The sequence below is a fragment of the Nocardioides yefusunii genome (assembly GCF_004014875.1).
GTDB classification, from domain to species: domain Bacteria; phylum Actinomycetota; class Actinomycetes; order Propionibacteriales; family Nocardioidaceae; genus Nocardioides; species Nocardioides yefusunii.
Map to the genome: position 1 here is coordinate 1,545,144 of NZ_CP034929.1, position 24,081 is coordinate 1,569,224.

At 68.4% G+C, this 24,081-nt stretch carries 18 protein-coding genes and 1 pseudogene; 11 read left to right on the forward strand and 8 right to left on the reverse strand.

The features are described 5' to 3' along the window. Window positions 1-3 precede the first annotated feature (3 nt). Window positions 4-813, forward strand: a complete 810-nt coding sequence (locus tag EOV43_RS07020) for an IclR family transcriptional regulator (protein ID WP_277745808.1) — start codon at window positions 4-6, stop codon at window positions 811-813. On the opposite strand, the gene EOV43_RS07025 is transcribed toward EOV43_RS07020, so the two are convergent. Beyond that, entirely contained in the window at window positions 773-1,501 is a 729-nt protein-coding gene (locus EOV43_RS07025) for a FadR/GntR family transcriptional regulator (protein ID WP_128220489.1), read from the reverse strand. The two genes, EOV43_RS07020 and EOV43_RS07025, sit on opposite strands and share 41 nt — an antisense overlap. Before the next feature lie 317 nt (window positions 1,502-1,818). On the opposite strand from EOV43_RS07025, the gene EOV43_RS07030 reads away from it, so the two are divergent. The 4 genes from EOV43_RS07030 to EOV43_RS07045 all read left to right on the forward strand — a co-directional run bounded on the left by EOV43_RS07030 (window position 1,819) and on the right by EOV43_RS07045 (window position 5,160). Further along, window positions 1,819-2,646: an ABC transporter ATP-binding protein gene (locus EOV43_RS07030; protein ID WP_128220491.1), complete on the forward strand. Its 828-nt coding sequence runs from the start codon at window positions 1,819-1,821 to the stop codon at window positions 2,644-2,646. Further along, a complete protein-coding gene (locus tag EOV43_RS07035) occupies window positions 2,643-3,449 on the forward strand; it encodes an ABC transporter permease (RefSeq protein WP_128220493.1) in 807 nt (268 codons plus the stop codon). Before EOV43_RS07030 ends, EOV43_RS07035 begins: the two co-directional genes overlap by 4 nt. 59 nt (window positions 3,450-3,508) lie before the next feature. Continuing rightward, window positions 3,509-4,570: an ABC transporter substrate-binding protein gene (locus tag EOV43_RS07040; RefSeq protein ID WP_128220495.1), complete on the forward strand. Its 1,062-nt coding sequence runs from the start codon at window positions 3,509-3,511 to the stop codon at window positions 4,568-4,570. Window positions 4,571-4,692: 122 nt separating this feature from the next. Continuing rightward, window positions 4,693-5,160, forward strand: coding sequence for a DUF3598 family protein (locus EOV43_RS07045; RefSeq protein WP_128220497.1), 468 nt, complete (start codon window positions 4,693-4,695; stop codon window positions 5,158-5,160). 166 nt (window positions 5,161-5,326) lie between these two features. Here the strand turns inward: EOV43_RS07045 and EOV43_RS07050 are convergent, their stop codons facing one another. From EOV43_RS07050 to EOV43_RS07070, 5 genes are all read right to left on the reverse strand, one after another. Then, entirely contained in the window at window positions 5,327-6,793 is a 1,467-nt protein-coding gene (locus EOV43_RS07050) for a dihydroorotase (protein WP_128220499.1), read from the reverse strand. After that, window positions 6,790-8,289, reverse strand: coding sequence for an MmgE/PrpD family protein (locus EOV43_RS07055; RefSeq protein WP_128220501.1), 1,500 nt, complete (start codon window positions 8,287-8,289; stop codon window positions 6,790-6,792). Before EOV43_RS07055 ends, EOV43_RS07050 begins: the two co-directional genes overlap by 4 nt. A gap of 2 nt (window positions 8,290-8,291) precedes the next feature. Further along, window positions 8,292-9,122 (reverse strand): cyclase family protein, encoded by an 831-nt coding sequence (locus tag EOV43_RS07060; protein WP_128220503.1) that lies wholly within the window; start codon window positions 9,120-9,122, stop codon window positions 8,292-8,294. Between the two features lie 98 nt (window positions 9,123-9,220). After that, a complete protein-coding gene (locus tag EOV43_RS07065) occupies window positions 9,221-10,417 on the reverse strand; it encodes a CaiB/BaiF CoA transferase family protein (RefSeq protein ID WP_128220505.1) in 1,197 nt (398 codons plus the stop codon). A 256-nt stretch (window positions 10,418-10,673) separates the two neighbouring features. Beyond that, on the reverse strand, window positions 10,674-11,396 hold the full coding sequence (locus EOV43_RS07070) for a FadR/GntR family transcriptional regulator (RefSeq protein ID WP_239022292.1): 723 nt from the start codon (window positions 11,394-11,396) through the stop codon (window positions 10,674-10,676). A 277-nt stretch (window positions 11,397-11,673) separates the two neighbouring features. Between EOV43_RS07070 and EOV43_RS07075 the strand changes: the two genes are divergently transcribed. From EOV43_RS07075 to EOV43_RS07085, 3 genes are all read left to right on the forward strand, one after another. Next, window positions 11,674-12,804 carry a nitrilase-related carbon-nitrogen hydrolase gene (locus EOV43_RS07075; RefSeq protein ID WP_206611417.1) on the forward strand — a complete coding sequence of 377 codons (1,131 nt, stop codon included), beginning with the start codon at window positions 11,674-11,676 and terminating at the stop codon, window positions 12,802-12,804. Window positions 12,805-12,891: 87 nt separating this feature from the next. Next, window positions 12,892-14,247 carry an aldehyde dehydrogenase family protein gene (locus tag EOV43_RS07080; RefSeq protein ID WP_128220509.1) on the forward strand — a complete coding sequence of 452 codons (1,356 nt, stop codon included), beginning with the start codon at window positions 12,892-12,894 and terminating at the stop codon, window positions 14,245-14,247. 436 nt (window positions 14,248-14,683) lie between these two features. Then, the gene (locus EOV43_RS07085) at window positions 14,684-16,255 is read left to right on the forward strand and encodes an ABC transporter substrate-binding protein (RefSeq protein WP_164878773.1); all 1,572 of its coding nucleotides are present in this window, start codon (window positions 14,684-14,686) and stop codon (window positions 16,253-16,255) included. Between the two features lie 831 nt (window positions 16,256-17,086). On the opposite strand, the pseudogene EOV43_RS07090 reads toward EOV43_RS07085, so the two are convergent. Together EOV43_RS07090 and EOV43_RS07100 are read right to left on the reverse strand one after the other, a co-directional pair. Continuing rightward, window positions 17,087-18,399 (reverse strand): annotated as a pseudogene (locus EOV43_RS07090) (ISL3 family transposase). 767 nt (window positions 18,400-19,166) lie between these two features. Further along, a complete protein-coding gene (locus EOV43_RS07100) occupies window positions 19,167-20,603 on the reverse strand; it encodes an MFS transporter (RefSeq protein ID WP_128220515.1) in 1,437 nt (478 codons plus the stop codon). 136 nt (window positions 20,604-20,739) lie between these two features. On the opposite strand from EOV43_RS07100, the gene EOV43_RS07105 reads away from it, so the two are divergent. Genes EOV43_RS07105 through EOV43_RS07115 form a run of 3 tightly spaced genes read left to right on the forward strand, consistent with a single transcriptional unit; the run spans window position 20,740 to window position 24,077 of the window. Beyond that, window positions 20,740-21,582 carry a VOC family protein gene (locus tag EOV43_RS07105; protein WP_128220517.1) on the forward strand — a complete coding sequence of 281 codons (843 nt, stop codon included), beginning with the start codon at window positions 20,740-20,742 and terminating at the stop codon, window positions 21,580-21,582. Then, the gene (locus EOV43_RS07110) at window positions 21,579-23,117 is read left to right on the forward strand and encodes an FAD-dependent oxidoreductase (protein WP_128220519.1); all 1,539 of its coding nucleotides are present in this window, start codon (window positions 21,579-21,581) and stop codon (window positions 23,115-23,117) included. The genes EOV43_RS07105 and EOV43_RS07110 overlap by 4 nt, the downstream gene beginning before the upstream one ends. A 3-nt stretch (window positions 23,118-23,120) precedes the next feature. Beyond that, window positions 23,121-24,077 (forward strand): hypothetical protein, encoded by a 957-nt coding sequence (locus EOV43_RS07115; protein ID WP_128220521.1) that lies wholly within the window; start codon window positions 23,121-23,123, stop codon window positions 24,075-24,077. Window positions 24,078-24,081: the final 4 nt, after the last annotated feature.

Sequence of the window (24,081 nt, forward strand, 5' to 3'; positions counted from 1 at the left end):
GGAGTGAGGGGAGACACGGAGTTGGCCAAGGCAGAGGGGGCTCCGTCGGGGAGCGCCACGATCGCAACTGTCGAACGCGCGGCAGACGTCCTGATGCACTTCGCCACAGCCGGAGGTCGCGACCTCGGCGTCACCGAGATCTCCTCCGCACTCTCCATGCCCAAGGCGGCGGTGCACCGCGTGCTCGCGTCACTGCGTGGCCGTGGGCTGGTCGAACTGGACCCCCGTACCCACCGTTACTCCCTCGGAGTCGCCGCGATGAGGCTGGGGCTCGCCTACCTGGACGGGATCGACGTGCGTGCCATGGCTCGCCTCGAACTCGTCGACCTGTGCCAGCGCACCCGCGAGACCGCCACGTTGTCGGTGCCGCTCGGTATGCGTTCGCGCATCTACGTCGACCAGGTGCTGCCTGACCGCGAGGTCATCATGTCGGTCACCCAGGGGGAGCCGTACCCGCTCCACGCAGGCGCCTCCTCGCGAGCGATGCTCGCCTTCCAGCCGCGAGCCACGATCGACACCTACCTCGACCACGCGCAGCTCGAACTCATCACCCCGGACACCATCGTCGACGTCGACGCGATCCGCGCCGACCTTGACCAGATCCGTGACCGCGGCTGGGCCATCTCGGTCGCAGAACGCAAGGAGGGTGCCGCCTCGGTGGCTGCACCCGTGCGCAACCATGAGGGCAACGCCATTGCGGTCATCTCCGTCTGTGGTCCGCGCGAACGCTTCGTCGCCAACGTCGACGCCTGTCGCGACGCGTTGCTCGAGGTCACTCGGGAACTCTCCCGTCGTACTGGGTGGGTCGACTGAGGCGAGCCGTCTCCACCGACTGGTGGTGCGCCTGCGTGAAGAGTCGGCGGCTCAGTGCGACGAGTCGCTCGCACGCGTCCTCGGCGCGTTCGGCGTCGCGGGACTCCACCGCGTGCAAGAGCTCCTCGTGTCGCGGCAACGTGTCCGGGGAGAAGCGTTCGAAGCGCAGGAAGTCCGGCACCCGCAGGCAGGCGTGGACGGTGCCGGCCAGTTGCCACAGCAGCGGGTTGTCGCTGCCCAGGTAGAGGGCCCGGTGGAAGTCGGTGTCGGCGTGCATCATCGCGGTGGAGTCATTGGCATCCACCGCAGCAGCGATCGCCCGCGTCGCGCGTTGCAGAGCTGCCACGTGTTCGGGTGATCCCGCGACTGCGATGCGTCGTGCCGCCAGGGGTTCGAGGCGCTCGCGCAGTTCGAGCGAGTGGTGCAACTGGGTGAACCGTTCCGACCCGGCGGCGCGCCATCGGATCACCTGCTCGTCGAGCATCGCCCACTCCTCGGGGGCCGTGACGCGGGTGCCGCTCTTGGGGCGTGCCACGACCATGCCCTTGGCAGCGAGGGTCCGCAGTGCTTCACGGATCGAGGAGCGTGACACGGCGTAGCGTTCTGCGATCTCGTCGAGATCGAGAAGACCGGTGACCAGGCCGAGTGCGATGCCGCTGCCGATCGCCTCGACGAGGCGTCCGTGCATGCCCTGGACCTCGTGCCTGGCCGGGGGGAGCGGCCGTTGGATGCGGGGGAGGAGGTCATTGTCAGAGGCGGTGGGGGGGATTAAGTCTGACAATTCGATGAAGCCTTTTCGTCTGGTGTGGCGCGGACAACACTACGGAACGTACCGCCCCGAAGTGACCCACGACACAGTGCCCCCGCAAGGGGTTCGACGGGCGGTGCTGCTCCCCGTCCCGTGCCCGGCACGTCGTCCCACCCCACTTCCCGACGCATCCTCGCGACGCGTCCCGGAGGGGCGGCGCCGCGCCCGGACAACCCCGTCCCCCCGAGAGGTCGCCCATGACATCGATCGCGGTGCGCTCAGTCACCAAGCGCTTCGGCCCCTCCGGCACTCCGCCGGTGCTCGGCAGCATCGACCTGGAGATCGGCGCGGGCCAGTTCGTGGCCCTGCTGGGTTCCTCCGGCTGCGGAAAGACCACCCTGCTGCGCACCATCGGTGGTCTGGAGACCGCCAGCGGAGGCACCATCACCGTCGACGGCCGCAGCGTCACCGGCGGCGCGTCCGAACGGCGCAAGGCGCTGGCCGACGTCGGCTTCGTGTTCCAGGAGCACAACCTGCTGCCGTGGCGCACGGCACTGGAGAACGTTGCCCTGCCGCTGCAGTCACGCAAGGTCGCCAAGGCCACCCGCACCGCCAAGGCCGGCGAGATGCTCGAACTCGTCGGGCTCTCCCACGCCGCCGACAAACTGCCGCACGAGATGTCGGGCGGCATGCGTCAGCGGGTCGCGATCGCTCGGGCGCTGGCCTACGACCCCGGCGTCCTGCTGATGGACGAACCCTTCGGTGCCCTCGACGCCCAGACCCGCGACAACCTCAACCTCGAGCTGCAGCGGATCTGGCTGGAGGCCCGGAAGACGGTCGTCTTCGTGACCCACTCGATCTCCGAGGCCGTCTTCCTGGCCGACCGCGTCGTCGTCATGCAGGCCCAGCCCGGTCGCGTCGTCGCCGACGTGACGATCGACCTGGCCCGCTCCCGAGGAGCCGACGTGATGGCGACGCCCGAGTTCGCCCGCTACACCGGCCTGCTGCGCGACGCCCTCGACGGCCACGACGCTCCGGCCCTGAACGATCCGGCCCCGAACGCGACCGAGGAGAAGTCCGCATGAAGCGCACCAGCACCTTCGTCGACCGGTGGTTGGTCTTCGTCACCACCCCGCTCCTGGCCCTCGTGATCATCGGTGGCTGGGAGGCCTACGTCCGTCTCAGCGGCGTCTCGCACTTCGTGCTGCCGGGCCCGGGCGACGTGTTCGCGGCCCTGAAGACCCAGATCACCGACCCCTACGTGTGGACCGAGCACGTCTGGACGACGTTCGTGGAGACTGTCTTCGGGCTCCTGATCGGTGCAGCGATCGGCATCGCGTCGGGCTTCGCGATCGGCAAGTCCCGGATCCTCGACCTCGTCCTGCGTCCTTTCCTGGTGCTGATCCAGGTGACGCCCAAGGTCGCTCTCGCACCGCTGTTCGTGCTCTGGTTCGGCTTCGGGGAATCCTCCAAGATCGCCCTCGCCGCGCTGGTCTGCTTCTTCCCGCTGATGGTCAACACCGCCTTCGGCATCCAGTCCTTGCCGCAGGGACACGGGGACATGGCGACCTCCATCGGGGCGGGCCGCTGGTTCCGGTTCGCCCGGGTCGAACTGCCGCACACGATGGCCTACATTCTCGCCGGGCTGGAGCAGGCCGTCGTGCTGGCCACGATCGGCGCGATCGTCGGCGAGTACCTCGGCGGCGACAAGGGCCTGGGCCGCTACGCGCTCAACCTCCAGAGCAACCTCCAGATCGACCTGCTCTTCGGCGCGATCGTGCTGATGGCCGTCTACGGCCTCGTCCTCTACGTGGCGACCACGTCGCTGAAGAAGGTCCTCATTCCGTGGCACGAGTCGGTCCGTCTGACCTCGCGTCCCAGCAAGTGATCCGTCCTGCCCACCTGCCTGCCCGCCCGTCCAGACGTCCCACCCCCAGGAGCACACTCATGACCACGAACCTCGCACCCGCCACCGGCATCTCGCGCCGTGGAGTCCTCTCCGTCGCGGCGGGTCTCGGCCTGGCCCTCCCCGCCTCGTCCGTGCTCACCGCCTGCGGCAGCGATGACGCGGAGACCGTCAAGGGCGGCGTCACCCGCACCTACCAGTCGGCCCTGGGATGGCTGGTGGGCAACTCGCCCGAGATCATCGCCAAGGAGGCCGGATATCTGGCCGAGTACGGAATCAACGGCAAGCTCGTCTCCTCCACCGGCACCGCCCAGGCCCTCCAGGGGCTGCTGGCCAAGTCGAGCGAGTACAGCCGCATCCAGCCGCTCAGCTCCATGATCACGATCGCCAACGAGGACGCCCCGTTCGTCGTCTTCGGCACTTCCGTGCAGGCCTCCGCCTTCGAGATGCAGTCCCTGGCGGAGAAGCCGGTGAAGTCCATGAAGGACCTCGAGGGCAAGTCGGTCGGCATCATCTCCGCCGGCGGCACCACCGACCAGATGGTCGACCTGATGGCTGTGCGTCAGGGTGTGAAGCCCAAGGACATCAACCGCAAGGTCACCGGCCTGGGCACTGCCGCCCACCAGTTCGCGCTCAAGGGCGACGTGGTGGCGTGGATCGGTTCCGCGACCGAGCGCACGGCGCTGGAGGAGGCCGGTCACAAGATCCACGCCTGGTCCTTCGACTCCGTCATCAAGGTGCCCGGCGACTCCTTCGTCACCACCCGGGACGAGCTCGACAAGAACCGCGACGTCGTCGTGAAGGTGCTCGCCGCCTACTACCGGGGCCTGGAGTTCGTCGTCGACCCGAAGAACGACAAGCAGACGATCGAGTACTTCCGCACGTACAACCGCGAGATCACCGTCGACATGGCCCAGGCCCAGCTCGACGTCGCCCGTCCGCTGTTCCTCGCCGCAGGACGCAACAACATCATGAAGACCGACGTCACCCAGTGGGACACCATGCAGGACGCTCTCGCCCAGGCCGGTCTGATCGAGAAGACCGTGGACCTCTCCACCGTCGTGTACGCCGACCTGCTCGACGAGGCCCTCGCGCTCATCTGAGCCGGCCGGCGCCGATGACGCGCCACGGCACCCCTGATCCTGTCCCGTCCCGCGCTGCCACGTGGGACGGGACAGCCACATCCACGCCGACATTCGCGTCCGTACGAGTCCCAGGAGGACCCATGACCAGCATCAACGAGATCCTGACCACCAAGGTTGCCGGCGTCTGGGAGGGCAGCTACACGATCCTCACTCCGTCGGGGGAGGTGCTCGACCACTTCGCCTCGCGTCAGGAGGGACGGATGGACGGCGACGAGTGGTACGAGCGCGTCGTCTACCTCCGTGAGGGCCAGGAGCCCTACGAACACTTCTACCGGGCCACCGTCACCGGCGACGACGTCCGCTTCCACAACACGAACATGTGGGGAAGCACCTCGCGTGTCGACGAGGAGGCGATCGTCTTCGCGTTCGGGTGGCACGACAACCCGGGCGAACGGATCATCGAGATGACCCGCCCCGAGGGCGACCTCCGCAGCCGGGTCTGGCAACACTTCACCGACGGTGAACTGGTGAAGCTGACCGTGATCAAGGAGCGTCGCGTCGTCGGAGCCACTCCGGTGGTCTGGGACCCCGCCACGACGCAGATCTGACGCCTGTCCGACGTTCGGGTGGAGGATCGCTGTCACCTGACGCCAGTGATCCTCCACCCGAGGCGGCCGCCAGGCCCGGATGACGACGAAGGCCCCCTCCCGGTACGGGGAGGGGGCCTTCTGTGCCTCAGGCACCGATCAGGTCAACGACCCTTCGGAGAACTGATCAGGCGGTGGGGCGAGCGAGGTACTTGCCGCCGTTCTGGTCAGCAACCACACCGTCGGTGACGATCTGGGTGCCGCGCAGGAAGGTGTCGGTGACCTTGGCGGTCAGCTCGGCGCCCTCGAACGGGGTGTACTCCTGCGAGGAGACGGACTCCTCGGCGCGGACGGTCCACTCGTTGGCCATGTCGACCAGGGCGATGTCGGCGTCGAAACCGACGGCGATCTGACCCTTGGTGCGACCCAGGCCGTAACGCTCGGCCGGGTTCTGGGCGGTCAGCTCGGCGATGCGGCCCAGGGAGAGACCGCGCTTGCGACCCTCGGAGACCATGCCGGCGAGCAGGTACTCAGCGCCACCGAAGCCCGACTTCGCGACGAAGACGTCCTCCTTCGGGTTGCCGAACTTCAGCTCTTCCTTGCAGCACGCGTGGTCGGAGACGACCCAGTCGATCTTGCCGTCGAGCAGGTAGCCCCACAGCGCCTCGACGTCCTCGCGGGGACGCAGCGGCGGGTTGACCTTGCCGCCGACACCGTGGGCGGTGTCGCAGTCGGCGAGGAGGTGACCCACGGTGACCTCACGACGGAAGTCGATGTGCGGGAACGCGGCGGCCATGGTCAGCGCAGCCTCGACGGCCTTGCGGGACGTCAGGTGCAGCAGGTTGATGGTCGGCAGGTTGGTCTCGTGCGCCAGGTAGGACGCGATCGTGACGGCGAGGCCCTCGGAGTGCGGGGGACGCGAGGCCGAGTAGGCCGGGAGGCCGGTGAGCTGGCCCTCCTCCTCGACGATCTTGGTGTAGGCGGCCATGATCTCGGCCGTCTCGCAGTGCAGGGAGAGGGAGATCTGGTCGGCGATCTCGGGGTTCTCCTCGCGGGCCTTCTGGACACCGCGCATGACGAACTCGAAGTGGGCGTAGTCGTAACGCTCACCCTCGGGGGTCATGAGGAAGGAGGACTGGTCCTCCGAGCGGCCGTGGAGACCGTACGAGCCGTAGAACATGTAGACCTTGAACGAGGTCACGCCGTGGTCCTTGACCAGCGCGGGGATCTCGTCGATCTGCGACTTCGACATCGGGGCCAGGTGGTAGGTGTAGTCGATCGCGGCGTTGCCGTCGGTCAGCTCCAGCACCTCGGGGAAGAACTCCGAGTAGTCGCCCGACTTGTTCAGGTAGTACTGACCCGAACGCATGTAGGACAGCGAGGTGGTCACACCACCCTGCGCGGAGGCGCGGGACTCGGTGCGGACGTCCTCGGAGAGCGGGTTGTAGATGCCCCAGTGCTGGTGGGCGTCGACGACGCCGGGGAACGCGGTGCGGCCCTTGCCGTCCACGACCTTGGCGGCCAGCGACTGGTCCAGGTTGGCCTCGATGCGGGCGAACTTGCCGTCCTTGACGCCCAGGTCGACGGTCTGCGCGTCGGCCTGGCCGGGGAGGACGACCTGGACGTTGGTGATGATGAGGTCGAGCTCGGTCACTTGGACTCCTCAGAATCGGTCGGGATGAAGGTGGTCAGGGGAGCGAGGACGGCCGAGAGGTCGGCCACGCCCTGGAGAGCGAGCACCTCGGTGCTCACCTTCGCGGCGACGTCGGAGGCCAGGCGACCGGCGACGTTGTCGGAGAACTTCTTCGCGAGTTCGGCGTCACTGAGCGGGCGGGCGGGGCCGCCACGGTTGGTGAGCACCTTCTCGACGAGTTCGCGGCCGTCAGTGGTCTTCAGCGTGACCACGGCCGGGAACTGGAACGGGTAGATCTCGTTGCACTCGGCGTTGTCGACGACGGTGACCTTCGACATGAGCTCGCGGCGCAGGGGGTCCTGGGCCAGCTCGTCGGTGTAGTCGTCGAGGCCGGTGGCGAGACCGCCACCGCCGATGAGACCGGCGGCGAAGGCGTACGGACCCGAGAACTGGGCCTGGTAGCCGGTGACCGGGGTGCGCTTGACCTCGATCGGCTCGCCGATGGTGCGGGCGGTGGAACCGGCGACACCGACGGTGACCTCGGCCACCATCTCGGGCGTGATGCCCGCGGCAGCGAAGGCGCGACCCGCGTCGACGGTGGTGTGGGTGAAGTGGTTGGCCGGGTAGGGCTTGAAGAAGATGCCCGGGACGGACCACTCGGTGCCGAGGCCGGAGGTGATGGCCTCGGGGAAGAACTGGCCGTGCAGCCAGCCCTGGAAGAAGCCGAAGCGACCCTCGAGGACGGTCGGGGGACCGGTGAAGCCACGCTTGACGAGCTGCGCGGCGGTCACGCCGGCCTGGGCTGCGAAACCGCAGTGCAGACGCTTGACGGTGCCACCGGTGCGGTTGGCCTCGATCACGCCGGACGCCATGGAGGCCGTGAGGCCCAGGGCGTTGGTGATGCCCTCGGCGTCCAGGCCGTAGCAGATCGCGGCGGCGACGGTGGAACCCATCGCGCCGGTGATCGAGGTGGCGTGCTGACCGTGCTCGAAGAAGACGGAGTTGTTGAGCTCCTCGTCGTAGCCGGCCATGCCCAGACGGACCGCGACCTCGAGGCCGACGGCGATCGCACGGGTGACGACCTCACCGGAGGCACCGGCGTGCTCGGCGGCGGCGAGCGCTGCCGGGACGACGGAGGCCGAGGGGTGCAGGATCGACGGCAGGTGCGTGTCGTCGTAGTCGAGGGAGTGCGCCAGGACACCGTTGGCGAACGCGGCCTGGGCGGCGTTCACGCGGGTCTCGACACCGATGACGGTGGCCTGGGCGTTGCCGCCCTGGTCCAGGACGTGTCCCACGGCAGCAGCCGAGGTGGGGAGACGGTGCGCGGCGACGCAGAGGCCCAGGACGTCCAGGGTGCGCTGGCCGACCGAGGCGGCGACGTCGGCGGGGACACCGTGCTCGGCGCAGTGTGCCGCGAAGGCACCCAGCTGCTGGGCCAGGGTCGGGCCGCCGTCGGGCTCGAAGGTCGGGTTGCCCTGCGGCTGCGCGTCAGCGGCGGGGGTGTACGGGGTCGTCATGCTCAGGCACCGACCACGGCGAGCGGGCGGACCGGGGAACCGGTGGCGCCGAAGAACTTGAGCGGGCTCATGACGAACATGAACTCGTACTTGCCGGCAGCAGCCAGACCCTCGAGGTCCATGGCCTCGATGATGTAGATGCCGCGCTCGACGAGCAGGACGCGGTGCGCGGGGAGGAGACCGTGGCCGGCGCCGGGCTTGAGCTGCTCGTAGGCGATGGTGTCCGCGCCGGTGGCGTGGATGCCGAAGTCGGCGAGGAAGGTCGCGCCGGTGTCGGAGACGCCGGGGACACCGGTGGAGAGGCCACGGAAGGTGTCGCCGTCGCCGTTGTCGAAGTGCTGGCCCCAGCCGGAGCGGACCAGGACGACGTCGCCCTTGCGGATCTCGACACCCTGCTTGGCGATGGTCGCCTTCAGGTCGTCGACGGTGATCTCCTGGCCGGGCTCGAGGCGGTTGACGCCGAGGGTGCCGGGGACGTCGAGCAGGATGCCGCGACGGACCATCGGGGCGATGGTGTGGGCGCCGTGCTCGATGAACTTGCCGCCGACCTGGGCCTCGTAGGCGTCGACGTCGCCGTACAGCTTGCCGTCCTGGGAGACGTGGGCCAGGGCGTCGACGTGGGTGCCGACGTGGGTGCCCATCGAGATCATGTCGTTGGCGGCCGAGCCACCGTCACCACGGGTCATGTCACCGTGACGGCGCGGCATGGCGTGCCAGTACGCGGGGTGGTTGGGCGACTGGGGCATGCCGACGGTCAGCGTGCGGCCCAGGTCGAAGATCTCCAGGCCCTGGGCGACGGCGTCCAGGAGGAGGGCGGTGGGGTTCTCGGTCATCTGTCCTCTATTCGGGTAGGGCAGGGGCGGGGTGCGTGGGGAGAGGGACGTCTCCGCGGGACGCCGGGGCCGTCAGTGGGGCCCCGGCGTCACAGGGGTCAGCGGATGACGTTGCGTTCGCGCAGGTCGGCCAGCGCGTCGGCGTCGACGCCGAGCTCGGAGAGCACCTCGTCGGTGTTCTCGCCGTGCTTGCGACCGGTGAAGCGGATCGAGCCCGGAGTGTCGGACATGCGCCACATCACGTTGTGCTGGAGCAGCGGGCCGAAGTCGGCGTCGTCGACCTCGGTGAGCATCTCGGTCTCGCGGACGTGGACGTCCTCGACGAGCTCCTTGGCGGAGTAGATCGGGGCGATCGCGGCGCCGGCCTCGGTGAAGGCCTCGACGACCTCGTCGCGGGTGCGCTGCTTGATCCAGCCGCCGACCATCTCGTCGAGCTCGTCGACGTGCTGGGCGCGGGTGTTGCCGGCGGCGAACCAGGGCTCGTCGATGACCTCGGGGTGACCCACGAGGACCATGACGCGCTCGGCGATCGCCTGGGCGGAGGTGGAGATCGCGACCCAGAAACCGTCGGCGGTCTCGTAGGTGTTGCGCGGGGCGTTGTTGGTGGAGCGGTTGCCGTGACGCATGCCGACGACGCCGGTCTGCTGGTACACGGTGGGGCCCGGGCCGACAGCGGTCATGATCGGGGAGAGCAGGTCCATGTCGATGACCTGACCCTTGCCGCCGTTCTTCTCACGCGCCAGCAGGGCCATGGAGACGGCGGACGACGCGGCGATGCCACAGATCGAGTCCGCGAGGCCGAAGGCCGGCAGGGTGGGCGGGCCGTCGGGCATGCCGGTGAGGTGGGCGAAGCCCGACATCGACTCGGCCAGGGTGCCGAAGCCGGCGCGCTTGGCGTAGGGGCCGGTCTGGCCGAAGCCGGTGATGCGGAGGATCACGAGACCGGGGTTCACGGCGTGGAGCTGCTCGGGACCGACGCCCCACTTCTCCAGGGTGCCGGGGCGGAAGTTCTCGACCACGACGTCGGCCTCGGCGGCCAGCTTGAGGAAGAGCTCAGCACCCTCGGGGACGGAGAGGCTCAGGCCCACGGTGCGCTTGTTGCGGGCCACCTCCTTCCACCAGATCGGGGTGCCGTCCACGGCCGGGCCGTGTCCGCGCATGCCGTCGGGCTTGGTGGGGTGCTCGATCTTGACGACCTCTGCGCCGTAGTCGCCGAGGATCTGGCAGGCCAGGGGGCCGGCGAGGATGGTCGAGGCGTCGATGACACGAACACCGGACAAGGGACCCAGGGTCACGCGTGCTCCTTCGTTCAGCGGCTGTTCCAGTGGGCGGAACATGGTTTCGCGGATATGGAACACGGTACCCCATTGGGGGGATTGATCGGCAGCATGCTGCCCAGATGGGCATGACATCAGGCGTGCTTGAGCGCGAACTGCTGAAATGCTGGGCCTGAACTGGCACTTTTGTGCCAGTGGCCACCACGGGTTGATGTGGTCAGTGCCTCATGCGTCGGGGTTGTTCGTCGGGGTTCCGAACCAGGGAGCCGTCGCCTCAGGTGCGGGGTGCAGGTCGTCGATCTGCCGAGCGTGAACGTGCTCGCACGATCTCCTCGTGCGCGGAGGCGAAGACCAAACGGGTCAGCATGATCACTTCGACGCACGCCTCCTCTGCCGCCTCGGCGCGGCCGTCGACGATCGCCTGGGTGAGCCGACGGTGGCGCTGCGGGGTCTGCGGATTGAACCGCTGGACCTCCTGGAAGTCGGGGATCCACAGGCAAGCGTGGACGGTCTCGGAGGTCTCGGCCAGGAGCTCGCTCCCTGATCCGAGGTACAGGGCTCGGTGGTAGGTGGTGTCGGCGCTCGCCATCAGGCGTTGGTCGCGCATGGTGACGGCCTGGTCGATCTGCTGTGTGGCGCGCCGCAGGACCGCGATCCACTCCTCGTCCTGCTTCAGCGCCATGCGACGGGCAGCCAGGGGTTCGAGTCGTTCGCGGATCTCGAGGGAGTCGTGCAGTTGCTTGAAGCGGTCCGGCCCTGCTGCGCGCCACCGGATCACCTGCTCGTCGAGCGCGGCCCACTCCTGCACCGGGGTCACACGGGTGCCGGAACGCTGACGCGCCGCCACCATGCCCTTCGCTGCGAGCGTGCGCAGTGCCTCGCGGATGAGGGAGCGGGAGACGCCGAAGTGTGCCGCGATCTCGTCGAGGTCGAGGGTGCCGGTGACGCGACCCAGGGCGATGCCCGAGCCGATGGACTCCACCACCGCGCCGTGCATGCTGCTCACGGTCTGCGGGCGTGGGGGAAGTGGCCTGCGAGCAGCTGCGGGGGAGCCAGCTGGGGGGAGGCCGTTAAAACCTGACAATTGGGCCAAGCCTTCCGAACGGTGGGGGGTGCGCGAATGATACGTCCTGTGACCGCGGTCACCGACACTGTGATGTCTCGCACTCCCCGTGGGTGTCATGGATCCGGGTGTCGGGACCGGTCCCTCCGTCCGTCGGTGCCCGCCCTGGTGTGCCGCGGACGTCACTCGTCCCCCCGCAGAGAGGCCCTCCGTGCCTGCCGTTCCCCCGGCCGCTGTCCCCCCGGCCTCCAGCGCCCCCACGACCGCCCCTTCCACCGCAGGGCGAGCTGTCCCCCCTGTGGCCGACCACGCGGTGGAAGGGGCTCCCCGCTACCGCGCCCTCGCGCTGCAGACCGCTTGCCACGCCGTCAACCGAATGGAGACGGTTGCCCAGGCCCGCTCGGCGATGCACGCCTCGATCGACCGCTTCCACGACGAGGCTCTGGCCTCGGTCCGGACCGCCGGCGCCGACACCCGTCTGCTGGTCCTGCCCGAGTACGCACTCAGCGGCCCGCCCAACGGTGAGACCCTGGGGGAGTGGTCGGACCGGGCCGCGCTCGATGTCGACGGCATCGAGTACCGCCGCTTCGGCGAGATGGCTCGCGACCTCGGCGTGCACCTCTCGGTCAACAACTACGAGAGGGACGAGCACTTCCCCGGCATCTACTTCCAGGCCTGCGTGATCTTCGACGACGCCGGCGAGGTCGTCCTGCGCTACCGCCGCCTCAACTCCATGTGGGCGGTCACCCCGCACGACGTGCTCGACCGCTACCTGGAGATCTACGGGCCCGAAGCTCTCTTCCCGGTGGCCGACACCGCGATCGGACGCCTCGCCCCGATCGCGTCCGAAGAGATCCTCTACCCCGAGATCGCCCGCTGCTTCGCGGTGCGTGGCGCGGAGGTCTTCGTCCACAACTCCTCCGAGGTGGCCTCGGCGCTGCCGACCCCGAAGAACATCGCCAAGATCGCCCGTGCCCAGGAGAACAGCGCCTGGATCGTCTCGGCCAACACCGCCGGACTCTTCGGTCAGGGTCTCCCACCGATGTCGGGTGACGGATCGTCGAAGATCGTCGACCACCGAGGGTTCGTGCACGCCGAAGCAGCGTCCGGCCCGTCGATGGCCGCCAACGCGATGATCGACCTCGGTGCCAGCCGCGCCTTCCGGCGCCGGGTCGCGATGGAGAACGTCCTGGCGCGTCAGCGGTTCGAGCTCTACGCCCCCACCTATGCCGGCCACGTCCTGCATCCGGCCAACACCGTCGACGGTGTCCCCGACCGCAGCCAGTTCCGTGCCACCCAGCAGAGCGTCGTCGACGCCCTGGTGGCGCGCGGCGTCATCTGAGCCGTCCCTCCCTCCCTCCCTCCCTCCCTCCCTCCTTTCCCTTCTTTTCTTCCCTCCAGCCCCTCCGTGGGCCGACAGGAGCAGCACATGAGTGAGATAAGCAGCATCGCCGCAGACCTGCGCAGCGCAGCGCAGGCGTGGGACGAGTCCGGCGTCGAACACCGCATCGAGGTTCTGGCTCAGTGGGCCGAGGTCGTCGGCGAACGACGCGACGACCTGGTCGCCGCCCTGGCCCGCGACACCGGCCGGGTCGCGCTCTCGGAGATGGAGGTCGACTGGATCCGCACGTCCGTGGCGCGTTCGGCGACCTGGGCTCGCGAACTGATCGCCGGTGAGACCGAGCGTCCCAGCTCCGACCCCGGCGTGACCCTGACTGCCGCGTCGGTCCCGATGGGGCTGGTCGGTGTCATCTCGCCGTGGAACTTCCCGCTCCAGCTCGCCCTCATCGACGCCGTCCCCGCGTTGCTGATGGGCTGCACGGTGCTGGTGAAGCCCACCGAGCAGTGCCCTGAGTTCGTGGTTCCGCTGCGCGAGACCGTCGCCGCCGTCCCCGAACTCGCTGCCGTGCTGCATTTCGTCGAGGGCGGTCCTGAGACCGGTGCTGAGATCGTCCGCAGTGTCGACGTCGTCTGCTTCACCGGATCGGTGGCCACCGGCCGCAAGGTCGCCGCTGCAGCAGCCGAGGCGTTCGTGCCCGCCTTCCTCGAGCTCGGAGGCAAGGATGCCGCTCTGGTCCTGCCCGGCGCCGACCTCGACGTCGCCGTCGAGGGAGTCCTGTGGGGAGGCACGGCCAACACCGGTCAGTCCTGCATGTCGCTGGAGCGCGTCTACGTCGTCCGCGGCCAGGAGGAGGAGTTCCTCGCTCGCCTCGCCGAGCGAGCCGCCCAGATCGGACTCGTGGGGGTCGACGAGGACGGTCAGCTCGGCCCGTTCATCGACCCCCGTCAGGCCGACGTCGTGGCCCGCCAGCTCGCCGCTGCGGTCGAAGCGGGCGCTCGTGTCGTCGCCGGCGGCCAGGTGGAGCACCACGACGTCGACGGCCGTGGGACGCGTCCGTTCCTGCGTCCCACCGTCGTGACCGACGTGGACCACACGATGGACCTCATGACCGAGGAGACCTTCGGGCCGGTGCTCGCGGTGATGGTGGTCGAGGACACCGAGGAGGCCGTCCGTCTGGCCAACGACACCGTCTACGGACTCTCTGGTGCTGTCTTCGGCCCGCACGACGAGGCTCAAGCAGCGGCCACGCGTCTCCAGGCCGGAGGAATCAGCGTCAACGACGTCTGTCTCACCGGCATGGTTCCCGAGGGCGAGAAGCAGGCCTTCCGGATCTCCGGCATGGGCCCCTCCCGTATGGGCCGTGCCTCCCTGTCCCGGTTCCGGCGTCAGCGGGTGGTGTTGACGCGTCTGGCACCGCAGGTGCAGCCGTGGTGGTACCGCTGAGGTACCGAGACCGGGGCCGCTGAGGTCCTGGTCCCGGGGCTGCCCGGGATGCCCGCTGGCGTCATGACTGCCTGTGCCGATGGGGGTCGGTGCGGTGGTCAGTGACGTGTTCGGCGGGTGTCCGTGCAAGGGGTGTGGCGGTGGGCGTGGGGGCGCCTGCCGCCACGCCTTGCCGCCACGATCTGTCCGACTCGCGCTGCGCGGGCGGGCAGAAACGTCGTCCGGATCCTCGGACGACACGGTGGGGGAGCGTGACGCACGTCATCTCGTCACATCTCCCACCTTTTCTGTGACGCCGTTCCGATTTTTGTGGCGAAGTGGTTGACGGTGTGTCCTGCGCCACTTACGTTTCGTAATGCGGCAAGGCGTTCCGCTATGCGGAATTTCGGGTGCCCCGTCGTATTCCCCCACTGGTTCGGCATCCCTAGGAGCACACATGAAGTTCATCCAGCGCCCCCGTGGCACTGCGCGTCGGAGCGTCGGTCTCGCCGCCGTCGCCGTGATGGGCCTCAGCCTCGTCACCGCCTGCGGTGGCGGCAACGACACCGCGTCGGGCGAGAAGATCACCGACCTCGTCATCGACGTCGCGTCTGAGCCGGACTCCCTCGACCCCTTCTACCGCAACGCTGCCGCGGCTGGCCGCTTCTACCGCCTCGCCTACTCCAGCCTCCTGCAGTGGAACGAGGACGGCACCACCACGCCCGACCTCGCCGCCGAGGCCCCGACCGTCTCCGAGGATCGCCTCACCTGGACGGTGAAGCTCAAGGAGGGAATCACCTTCCACGACGGCACCCCGCTGACCGCCGACGACGTCGTCCACACCGTCGCCGAGGCCCAGGAGAAGGAGAACGCCTCGGTGTGGCTCTCCGCCCTGACCTACGTCACCGACGTCAAGGCCGTCGACGACCTCACCGTCGAGTTCACCCTGTCGGAGCCGTACGCCTACTTCGAGTCGAAGCTGGCGATGCTGCCGATCATCTCCGACGAGGACGAGTACAAGGTCAACGACACCTACGCGACCACCGAGAACGGCTCCGGCCCCTACAAGCTGGTCAAGCTCAGCCGCGGCTCCAAGATCGAGATGGAGCGCTTCGAGGACTACCACGGCGACGACTACGCCTTCGAGACCATCACGTTCAACGTGGTCCCCGAGGACGCCTCCCGCATCGCCAACCTCACCAACGGCAAGACCCACATCGTCCCGGACCTGCCGGCCGAGCAGGTCGACCTGGTGACCAAGCGTGGCGCCAACGCCGAGGTCATCGAGGCCAACGTCTCGCGTCTGTTCGCCTACCCGTCGATGAACGCCGACCGTCCGACCTCGAACACCGACTTCCGTCTCGCCCTGGCCAACGCCGTGGACCGCGACAAGATCGTCCAGCAGGTCTACGACGGTGCCGGTCGCGCCAACGCCACCTACCTGACCTACGGCACGCTCTTCCACGACGAGGCGCTGGGGCAGGCGTTCGGCGGCAAGCCGGACCTCGCCAAGGCGAAGGAGTACCTGAAGAAGTCGGGCGTGAAGCTTGACCGCAAGCTCAGCATCATCGCCGACAAGTCGAAGTCGCAGACCACCTCCGCGGCCACGATCCTGCAGGCCAACCTCAAGGCCATCGGCATCGAGTCGACCGTCGAGGCGATGGAGATCGCGGGCTTCTACGAGGCCCTCGTCACCGGCGAGTACGACCTGATCATGTTCGACTCCCCGGCGTCGTCCTCCACCGGTTTCGCGCCCGACTACGTCAACGGCGGACTCAACTCCACCGCGGCCAACAACTTCGCCAAGTTCAAGGACGCGGAGATGGACAAGCTCCTCGACGCCGCCCTCACCGCGCCCGACGAGGCCTCGCAGGCCGCGGCGTGGAAGGCCGTCCAGCAGCGTGACGTCGAGACCCAGGGCAACATCCAGATCACCGTGTCCCAGGCCGCCCAGGGCTGGAGCAAGGACCTCGAGGGCTACGAGCCGTCGAACCTGATGTGGTTCAACACCCTGCGCAACGTCAAGTGACCTGACCCGACGCACGTCGGAGAGGTTCATGCCTGAGGCCCGGGCCCCGCGAGCACTGCTCGTCGGGACCCGGGCCTCAGGCGTCTTACGAGCACTGCTTGTGTGTAGTGGTGCAGGCTTTGGGGTCCGTTAGGTTCTCGCAGTCGTGGGTGGATGATCCGCTTCGCGGGACTGCAGACGGATGGGGCCTCGCGCTTTCGCACGCGGGGAGTGGGCGCACCGATGGCGCTGGCCTCGGTGGACCTGGCCCCGCTGCTGGAGGCAACCCCATGTCCGCGACCCGTATGTCCGTCACGAACCCGGCCGAGCTAGCTCTCGATGGCCTCTAGCCCGAAGAGCATCAGATCCTCACACTCCTCGGGCAACGGATCATCGAGGGTACGACTCCCGGGGGCTTCCACGAACCGAATCGCCTGCCCCGGACGCAGGGCAGCTCCCTCGGGTGTCCGCAACTCTGGGCCACTGTCCCCCTGGACGAGGGTGCTCCCCTGCGGCCAGACCACGAGTACGAACTCAGGATCCGCGTTCGACTCGGCCAGGCCCCAGCAGCGGTCATGCACCAAGGTGACCACACCGGTGCCCCATGAGTTGGTTCTGGGCGACCGAGTGTCAGTTGACGTAGCGATAACTGCGGCCGTCCCAGCCACTTCTGACACCTGCAGGTGTCCGCGCGACGCGTTCCAGACACCAACCCCACCCGCCAACACGAGCACTGACGCAAGGGATAAGGCCCAACTGCTCGAAGATTTGAATCTCATAGCGCGATCTCATTTCTTCCTACTTATTGAGCTCAAGTCCCATGGCCGTCAAATTGTTACGGCTTTTGATGGCTCATCCCAATCCAGGGTGTAGGAACCGGGGTCTGAACCCGCCGGTCTCGAGCAGGGATCTGGCGATGTAGTTGGTCAGGTTGCGGAACCCGAGCGCGGATCCGCGCAGGTGCTCGAGCCGTCCATTGATCGCCTCCGTCGGTCCGTTGGATGTGCCGGGCCGATCGAAGTAGGCGAGCACGTCGACCGCCGCTTGGTGAGGGTCTTGCCCAGCGTGATGAGCTCGACCAACGCCTTCGGGACGCCGGCGGTGACCGAGGCGATCAACTTGACCATCAGCTCTCGCCCCAGGGTGCGCTCGGGTTCGCGGTAAGCGGCGATCATGCGCTGATAGATCCCCCAGGTCGCCTCAACCTCGACGTGATCATCGGTCGCGAACAACTCCACCAGTCGGCCCCTCTGCTTGTCGGTGAGGAGGCTGCCACCAGTGTGCAGAGTCCGGCGTGCGCGGTAGAGCGGGTCTTGTTTGCGACCGCGGTGGCCGTGCAGGTCTTGCTGGACCCGACGCCGGCACCGGTCCAGGGCGTCGCCAGCCAGGCGGACCACGTGGAACGGATCCAACACGGCCACGGCGTCGGGCAACTCCTCAGTGGTGGCGGTCTTGAAGCCGGTGAACCCGTCCATCGCGACCACTTCCACGCGATCGCGCCAGGCTTGGGGACGGTTCGCGAGCCAGGTCTTGAACGCTTGCTTGGAGCGGCCCTCGACCATGTCGAGCAGGCGTGCCGGACCGGTCTTGTCGCGGATCGGGGTCAGGTCGATGATCACGGTCACGTATTTGTCGCCGCGTCTGGTGTGACGCCACACGTGCTCGTCGACGCCGAGAACCCGGACGCCATCGAACCGGTGTGGATCGTCGATCAGGACCCGTCTGCCTTCGGCTAGAACGGCGTCGTTCGCGGTGCTCCATGCGACCCCGAGCCCTTCGGCGACCCGGGCCACGGTCAGGTGCTGCACCACGATCGCCTCGAGTGCCCACCGCAGGCCGCGTCGCGACAACTTGGCTCGTGGTTCGGCAGCCTTCGTGGTGTCGTGGCGCCACACGTGCCCACAGCCGGTGCACCGGTAGCGACGGATGCTCACGATCAGGGTGGTGGGTCGCCAGCCGAGTGGTTCGTGAGCCAGTTGGCGGGTGACGGTGTCGCGTGGTGTGCCTTCGCAGCCGCAGCGTCGACACCACTGGTCCGGTTCGACGACCCGGCACGCGAGGACCGCACGGTCGGTCTCGAGTCGTTGGCCGGTGGCGACGAGACCGAGCTCGTCGAGGCGGCAGAACTTGGTCAGGTCAGGGCGCGCGAAGGTAGCGTCAGGCACGTCGAGGTCTTCCAGATGGTGAGCGTGAGAACTTCCATCTTGTGGAGACCTCGACCCCTACCCGGTCACTGACGCGCCGACAGCCCCGGAGATGTCCGCTACACCGTCATCTGGGATGAGCCGTTTTATAGATGTGATCCGACTGGGAGTTATCCGCTCCTTGGGGACGTCGCGGCTCACGGGTATGAAGTACGTGTCGCCAGAGGCGCTAGTGCGCGCGTACACCGCTGATCGTCTGAAACCCCGAAAGTCATGACCGGTGTACGAGATGGTCTGCACTCCTTGGTGCCACCGCGACAACTGTGCTTCGGTGGCACTGCCATAGGTGCTATTGCACGGGTTGCAGGTCTTCGTCATGAATGATCCGGCCAAACTTCGCGGAGGAACATGTTCCTTAGTTGATGGATCGGGGGTGAGACAGATGGGGCAGTGGTCGAATATGTGCTTGGCTGGTGAGTAAATGGCCTGTGCGCTGGCTTCGGTCTGGTCAGAGAGCGGTAGTAACGGAATTCTTTTCGCTGTCGCGCCGATGTGTATCACAGAACCTTCGAGTGCTGGTGCGGCACTGGAACGGTTCTTGGGTGGCCATCGTGAGTTCTCGAGGAAGGCCTCTTTGGTGGGAATTGTTCTGCTGAGATTGCTCATTGAGACACGACAGTACGCATGGCAACGTGGCGACGGAAGGATCTAGACCACTGGGATTTCGTGGTCTCGTTCAGCTCGCCGTCGCGGCAGTTCCTTAGTCGTCAGGCGGTGAGGTTTCATCGTCACCGCAGGGTCTTGCGGGCCGTCATCACCGTGACCACCAGCAGCACGACCCCGGCGGCGGTGAGGCCGATCGGCTCGGGGCGCTCGTGCACCCCGACGTCGACTCCGAGCTGGCCGATCGAGGCGAACGCCGCGATGCCCAGGACGGTGCCGATCTGACGCATCAGGGCCAGGGCGGCCATGGCCGGTGCGGAGGCAGGCCCCTGGACGTGGTCGAGCATGATCGTGGTGTCGACGAAGTACGTCAGGCCGCATCCGATGCCGATGGCGAGCAGCGACGGGACGAGAGCCCAGATCGGTGCGTCGCCGAAGAGTCCCAGGCCGAGATAGGCGAACGTCAGGAACGCCAGGGCGAGCAGCAACATCGCCACGTTGCTGAGGTGGCGCTTCATCAGGCCCACGACGAAGCCCGAGAGCGGCATCCCGATGTTGGCCACGAGCATCATCAGCCCACCTTGTACGGCGTCCATGTCTCGGGTCTGCTGGAAGTGCACGGAGATCAACAGTGCGGTGCCGTTGATGACGGCGTTGTAGGCGAAGCAGGCCAGCAGGATCAGGCGTACGGGACGGATCGCGAAGATCGACAGGTCCAGCAACGGGCTCTCGACGCGTCGCTCCACGGCCACGAACGCGGCGCCCAGGACGAGCGAGACGGCCAGGCCGACGGCGACCGCCGACAGGGACCCCAGCCCGCGACCCACCGTGATCAGCGACCAGGACAGCAGGGCCAGCGTCGCACTGGCCAGCACCAGTCCACCCAGGTCGAGACGTCCGGTGTGGTCGCGTTGGGTGTCGTGCAACCGACCCACCAGGACGAACGCCAGTGCAGCCACCGGGACGTAGACCAGGAATGAGGCGCGCCAGCCGAGGTTCTCGGAGAGCAGGCCGCCGAACAGCGGGCCCCACACGACGGCCGAGGTGGCCATCGTCATCCAGAGTCCGACGGTGTGGGCCCGACGAACGGGGTCGGGGACGTTGCCGCCCAGCAGGGTCGGGGCGCTGGGCAGAATCAACGCTCCACCGACGCCTTGGACGCCACGGGCGACCAGCAGCACCGCCAGCGACTGGGCCGACGCGGCGATCAGCGCACCCAGGACCAGCAGGACGAGGCCGGCCCGGAGCACCGTGCGGGCGCCGAGGCGTCGTCCCAGCAGACCGCTCACCGGCATCGCGCTGGCCGCGACGAGGGGGAACAGTGCGGTGGTCCACTGCAGGCCACTGAGGTCGGCCCCCAGGGCCTCGGCGATCGTCGGGGCGACCACCACCAACGAGGTCTGGTCGTACATCGCGGTGCCGGCCGCGAGGGCGCAGACGATCGCCACGAAGAGCGGGGCGGGGGCGCTCGGTGGAGCTGCGGGACGGGCCCGCGGCGCAGACGGGACGGGGGACGCGTGGGGGGCCGCAGCGGGTTCCGCGGCGCTGGGGGAGTTCGCCATGACCGGAACGACGTTACGTTAATCGAAACAAAGTGAACCGGTTTCTTTCGATTTCATTGACGCCAAAATCACACACCCATACGATGAAACAACGTTCCGCATAGAGGAACTTCCCCCCGGTTCTCCAGGAGATCACGTGTCCCTGCTCTACATCCGCGAGGCGGTCGTGAACGTCACCGACCTCGCCTCCGCGACCCGCTTCCACGTCGACGCCTTCGGGTTCGACGTCCTCGAGACCTCCGAGACCGAGGTCCTCCTCGGTGCCGCCGGCGCCCCGGCCGGACGTCTCCGCCTCGTCGCCGCCACCGCTGAGGCGACCGTCGCCGCGCACGAGCGTCCCGCTCCCCGGGTCTGGGACCTCGGCGCCCGCCTCCTGGGCATCTACAGCCACGACCTGCCCGCCACCGTCACCACCGTGACCCTCGCGGGGGGCCGCTCCAACCCGCCCGTCACCTACCCCTACGGCACCGCGTCGCTCTCCGAGCTCGTGGCCGAGGGCGTCGACGGTGTCTGGTGGACCGTGCCGCAGGCAGTCCCTGGGGCCCACCGCCGTTCCGACGCCTACGAGAACGACCCCGAGCGACTCCACTCCGAGCTGCACACAGCCGTCCTCGTCGTCGACGACCACGACGCCGCGGTCGAGTTCTTCACCGCCGGCGGCCTGCTCACCGTTTTCGACGGCGTCATGAGCGGCGACCCGTTCGACACCCTCACCCGCATGCCCGCCGACGCCTCCCTGCGCCTGGCCTTCATGGGCGGCACCGACCACCTCCCGGCCCGCTTCGAGATCATGTCGTTCGCAGGCGTCGACACCGTCGACCGTTCGGGCGAGGGCGTCGGCATCCAGCGTCTGGTCTGGGTCTGCGACGACGCGGCCGCGACCCGCGCCGCTCTCGTCGCCGCCGGCGCCGAGGAGGTCGATGCCACCACTCTGCGCGGCCCGGTCGGTGTCCTGATCACCCTCGAGGACGCGGCATGAGTCTCGCGGAGGCCTCGGGCGTCGCTGGGGCCTCCCGGGTGGTCGTCGTGGTCGGCACCGGCGGAGGTGGCCTGGCCACCGCGCTGGAGGCCTCGGCCGGCGGCGCACTCGTGCACCTCGTCGAGAAGCAGGACGAGATGGGCGGGATGCTGCACATCGCCAACGGCGAGTTCTCCGGCGCAGGCACGCGCCGTCAGGCCGCGCACGGCATCGAGGACTCCACCGAGCGTCACCTCGGTGAGGTCCGGCGGATCTCCCACGACCGCATCCGGGAGGACCTCGCCGGACTCTCCGTCACCCACCAGGGCGAGACCGTCGACTGGCTCGACGACCTCGGCTTCGAGTTCCACCCCGACTGCCCGGGTCTGATCCACGGCCACGAGGTCTACGAGGTGCCGCGCACCTACTGGGGCGTCGAACACGGCCGGTCGGTGCTCAAGGTGCTGCTGCCGCTCGTGCAGGAGCAGGTCGACGCCGGCCGCATCGTGCTGCACCTGGGCACCCGCATGACCCAGCTGGTGGCCCAGGAGGGTCGCGTCGTCGGGATCGAGGTCGAGAACTCCGACGGCCTTCAGGTGCTGCGCGGTGACACGGTCGTCCTGGCCACCGGCGGCTACGACGCCAACGTCGCGCTGCGCAACGAGTTCATGCCCGAGCACTGCGCCGACGTGATCGTGGGCTGCCTCGACCACGCCCAGGGTGAGGGACTCCTCGCCGCCCGTGAGCTCGGTGCCGACGTCACCCGCGACGGGATCTTCCTGCCCGTCATGGGCCAGATCCCCGACCCCGCGCGCCCCGACCACGCCGTCGACTACCGCGTCGCGTTCGTCGAGATGGCCCCCGCCTACCGCACCCCACACGAGATCTGGGTCAACTCCGAGGGCCGCCGTTTCGTCGCCGAGGACACCCGTTCGCCCGAGATCCGCGAACGTCAGCTGATCCAGCAGCCCGGCAACCTGATGCACGTCGTCTTCGACTCCCGCGTGCTGGAGACCGCCCCGGTCAGCCTGATCCGCAACCCCAGCGACGACTGGACCCCTCAGCGGTTCGCGCAGGCCTGTGAGACCAGCCCGTGGATCACCGCTGCCGACAGCCCCGCTGAGTTGGCCGACGCCCTCGGCGTCCCCGCCGACGCCCTGGCGCAGGAGATCGCCGGTTTCAACGCCGACGTCGCCGCGTGGGCCGACACCGGGGCGGCCGACCAATTCGGACGCACCACGTTCCCCGGCACGCTCGAGGGTCCCCGTTGGTACGCGATCACCACCGTCGCCTCCTCGATCCTGTCGCGTGACGGGCTCGTCACCGACGCCGACCTGCGGGTCCTGCGTGCCGACGGCAGCGTCATCGAAGGCCTGCGTGCCGTCGGTGAGGTGATCGGCAACAACGCCTTCGCCGGCGACAACTACGTGGGCGGGATGAGCGTCACCCCTGCCATGACGCTCGGACGGCTCCTGGGCCGCAGCCTCGCGTCCGGCCAGCCGCACCTCGCGGACGTCGACCTGACGTCTGCGCCCTCAAATCCGACGGGAGCCTGAACCGTGTCCAGCCTGCTCACCGGTGGCGTCAACGCCGCCTTCCTCGGCGTCGCCGAGCTCCAGCCCCACCTCGACCTGTACGTCGGCCAACTCGGTTGGGAGGTGCACCGCTCCGGCGTCGTCTCCTCCGAGGAGGCCGCACGTCTGTGGGGCGAGGGCGTGGGGGAGACCCCCTTCACCGAACTGCGTGCCGCCGGTGCGGCGACCGGTCGGATCTTCCTGCTCGAGGTCGCTGGTCGCGAGGTCGGCCAGCACCCGATGCAGGCCGACACCGGTCTGCTCGCCATCAACATGTACACCCGCGACCTCGACGTCTCCTACGACGTCCTGTCCGCTGCGGGCCAGACCTTCCGCACCCCGCCGGCCTCCTGGGCCGTGCCGCTGGGGGACAAGCTCGTCACCGTCACCCAGAGCTTCCTGCTTGCTCCTGACGGCGTCGACATCGTCTTCGTCCAGCCCGCCGAGGCCCGCGGCACCGCGGCGTGGGACGCCGACCCCGAGCGGCACTACACCGAACTCACCTCGGTGGTCTGCCACGTCGAGGACTTCGAGGCCGAAGCAGCGTTCTGGGGACCCGAAGGTCTGGGGATGTCGCAGTGGTACGACGTGACGTTCTCGCACCCCGGCCTCGACGCGATGGCGCAGCTGCCCGACGGTTCGGTGATGCGCCTGGCCTTCATGGCCGGCGCCACCACCGCTCGCCTCGAGATCACCCGCCTCGAGAACCGTGACCTCGGCGTCGACCACCGGACCGTGCAGCGCACCGGCCGTCACCTCGGCCACACCGGCTGGCTCTTCACCGTCCCCGACGTCGCCGCGGTCGCCGCCGCCGTCCGTGCCGCGGGTGGCGAGGTCCTCTCCGACGTCCACGCCGGACCGGCCGAGCTGTTCGCCGGCGCCCGCGTCGCGTTCGTCAACACCCCCAACGGCCTCCCCGTCACCTTCGTCGAGACCGCCTGAGCCC